At 66.6% G+C, this 2746-nt stretch carries 2 protein-coding genes; both read left to right on the top strand.

What is annotated here, in order from left to right:
* Nucleotides 1-265: 265 nt before the first annotated feature.
* Nucleotides 266-1801, top strand: coding sequence for an IS21 family transposase (gene istA / locus ACPEES_RS23105; protein ID WP_435106810.1), 1536 nt, complete (start codon nt 266-268; stop codon nt 1799-1801).
* 23 nt (nt 1802-1824) lie between these two features.
* A complete protein-coding gene (gene istB, locus ACPEES_RS23100) occupies nt 1825-2574 on the top strand; it encodes an IS21-like element helper ATPase IstB (protein WP_435106808.1) in 750 nt (249 codons plus the stop codon).
* The last annotated feature ends 172 nt before the right edge of the window (nt 2575-2746 follow it).

The following is a 2746-nucleotide window of genomic DNA, read 5'->3' as shown; positions in this document are numbered from 1 at the left end:
GGAATGCCGGGTTACCCGCTTCGAAAAAAGTCGCCCAATACGACTGAGGCAAGAGCGTCGATTTAACGGCGCTTACGCTGATTCCGGCGGAACGTGACCGAGGATTCCGATTGATCGTGACCGATTTCGGCCCTGATACCGGAATCCGTGGTCACGGTCCCGGAAACCGCGGTCACGATGCCGGAATCCCGGCGGTGTGCGCTGGTAATCCTGAATCGCCACAGGCATATAGCCCTCCTTTTGCCAACTCGACGGGGGAGAGTGGATGCCGGCACCGAGGATCACCATGCGCAAACTCACCGATATCCTGCGGCTGAAACACCAAGGCGGGCTCAGTCACGCGAAGATCGCCGCCGCGCTCGGCCTCTCCAAGGGCGTGGTCGGCAAGTACGTCAGCCTCGCCAACGCCAAGGGCATTGCCTGGCCCCTGCCCGAGGGCATGGACGAGGCGGCGCTCGAGCGGCTGCTGTTTCCGTCCCCGGCCAAGGCCGGGCGATTCGCCGAGCCCGACTTCCTCGAGATCCACCAGGAGCTCAAGCGCAAGGGCGTGACGCTGCAACTGCTCTGGGGCGAGTACGCTGCCGCGCACGGGCAGCGGGCACTGCGCTACAGCCAGTTCTGCGAGCGCTACCGGCGCTGGCGCACCGCCCAGCGCCGCTCCATGCGCCAGCACCACCGCGCCGGCGAGAAGCTGTTCATCGACTACTGTGGGCCGAGCGTCCCGATCATCGATCCGAGCTCCGGCGAGGTCTGCGACGCTCAGGTGTTCGTCGCCGTGTGGGGCGCGTCGAACTACACCTACGCCGAGGCCACCCGCACCCAGTCGGCGCCGGACTGGATCGCCTCCCACCAGCGCGCCCTGCGCTTCTTTGGCGGGGCTCCGTCGCTGCTGGTCCCGGACAACCTGAAAAGCGCGGTGACCCGCGCGTCTCGCTACGAGCCCGAGCTCAACGCCACCTATGCGGATATGGCCCGCCACTATGGCGTCGCCGTGCTGCCGGCGCGCCCCTACAAACCGAAGGACAAGGCGAAGGCGGAGGTCGCCGTGCAGGTGGTCGAGCGCTGGATCCTCGCCCGGCTGCGCCACCACACCTTCCATTCGCTCGCCGCGTTGAACGCCGCCATCGCCGAGTTGCTCGCAGAGCTCAACGAGCGGCGCCTGCAGCGCCTGCCCTACAGCCGCCGCGAGCTCTTCGAGCGGCTCGACCGCCCGGCGATGCAGCCGCTGCCGGCCGAGCCCTACGAATACGCCGAATGGAAGCACGTCAAACCCGGCATCGACTACCACGTGGAGATCGCCCGGCGCTTCTATTCCGTACCCCACGCCCTGGTCGGCCAGCGCCTGGAAGCGCGCGTCACCGCCACCAGCGTGGAGCTCTTCCACAAGGGCCGCCGCATCGCCGTACACCCGCGCCACGGCAGTGGTGCCCACAGCACGCTGACCGAGCACATGCCCCGGGCCCATCGTAAGCACCACCAATGGACGCCCGGGCGGTTTCTCAACTGGGCGCAGGCCATTGGTCCGGCAACGCTCGCCGTCATCCGCGGTCAGCTCGAAGGCCGTCCCCACCCCGAACACGGCTACCGCGCCTGCCTGGGCCTGCTCAACCTCTCACGCCACTACGGCCAGGCCCGCCTGGAAGCGGCTTGCCGCCGCGCCGTGCACGTCGGCTCGCCGAGCTACCGCAGCATCGCTTCCATCCTCAAAAGCGGCCTGGATCGCGCCGAGCTCAACGACACCCCGGAGACCACGGCACTGCCGCTGCACGCCAACGTCCGCGGCCCCGGCTACTACCACTGATCCACCCACGGAGAGACCAGCCCATGCTCACCCAGCAAACCCTCGAGAAGCTCGACACCCTGCGCCTCACCGGCATGCGCCAAGCCTTCGAGCAGCAACTCGCCCAGCCCGCCACCCACGAGCTGGCCTTCGAGGAGCGCCTCGCACTGCTCCTCGACCGCGAGATCCTCGCCCGCGACAACCGCCGCCTCACGCGGCTACTGAAGGCCGCTCGACTGCGACTGCCCAGTGCCTGCCCCGAGGACATCGACTACCGCCAGACCCGCGGCCTGCAGCGCGGGCAGATGGCTCAGCTTTCCAGCTGCCAGTGGATCCACCACAAACACAACCTGCTGCTCACCGGCCCCACCGGCACCGGCAAGACCTATCTCGCCTGCGCGCTCGGCAACCAGGCCTGCCGCCAGGGGCTCTCCACCCGCTACTTCCGCGTCCCTCGGCTGCTTGAGCAACTCGGCATCGCACATGCCGACGGCTCCTACCCGCGGCTCATGCAGCAGCTCTCACGCACCGAACTGATCATCCTCGACGACTGGGCCATCGCCCCGCTGAGCGCCGCCCAGCGCAACGACCTCATGGAACTCTTCGAGGACCGCCACGGCCTGCGCTCCACACTCATCGCCAGCCAGCTCCCGGTCGAACACTGGCACGACTACCTCGGCGAACCGACCCTCGCCGACGCCATCCTCGACCGCCTGCTCCACAACGCCCATCGACTGCCACTGAAGGGCGCTTCCATGCGCAAAACCCAGGAACCGGAGCTTGACCCATCGTGACCGATAACGCTCAATGAACTCCGCCCAGCGCACACCGCTGCCAACATCGGTCACGAACAGCGGAATCCGCGGTCACGTTCGCCGGAATACGCACCATTTACTAATCTTTTAGAAAGTAATGTCATTTTCTGGTAGAATTGCTGGTATGAAATGTAAACGCTCCAGTGATGGT

This window comes from Arhodomonas sp. AD133, assembly GCF_051195215.1.
In the GTDB taxonomy this organism is placed as follows: domain Bacteria; phylum Pseudomonadota; class Gammaproteobacteria; order Nitrococcales; family Nitrococcaceae; genus Arhodomonas.
Note: the sequence above shows the minus strand (reverse complement) of the source record. Positions and strands in the feature narration are given on the sequence as shown.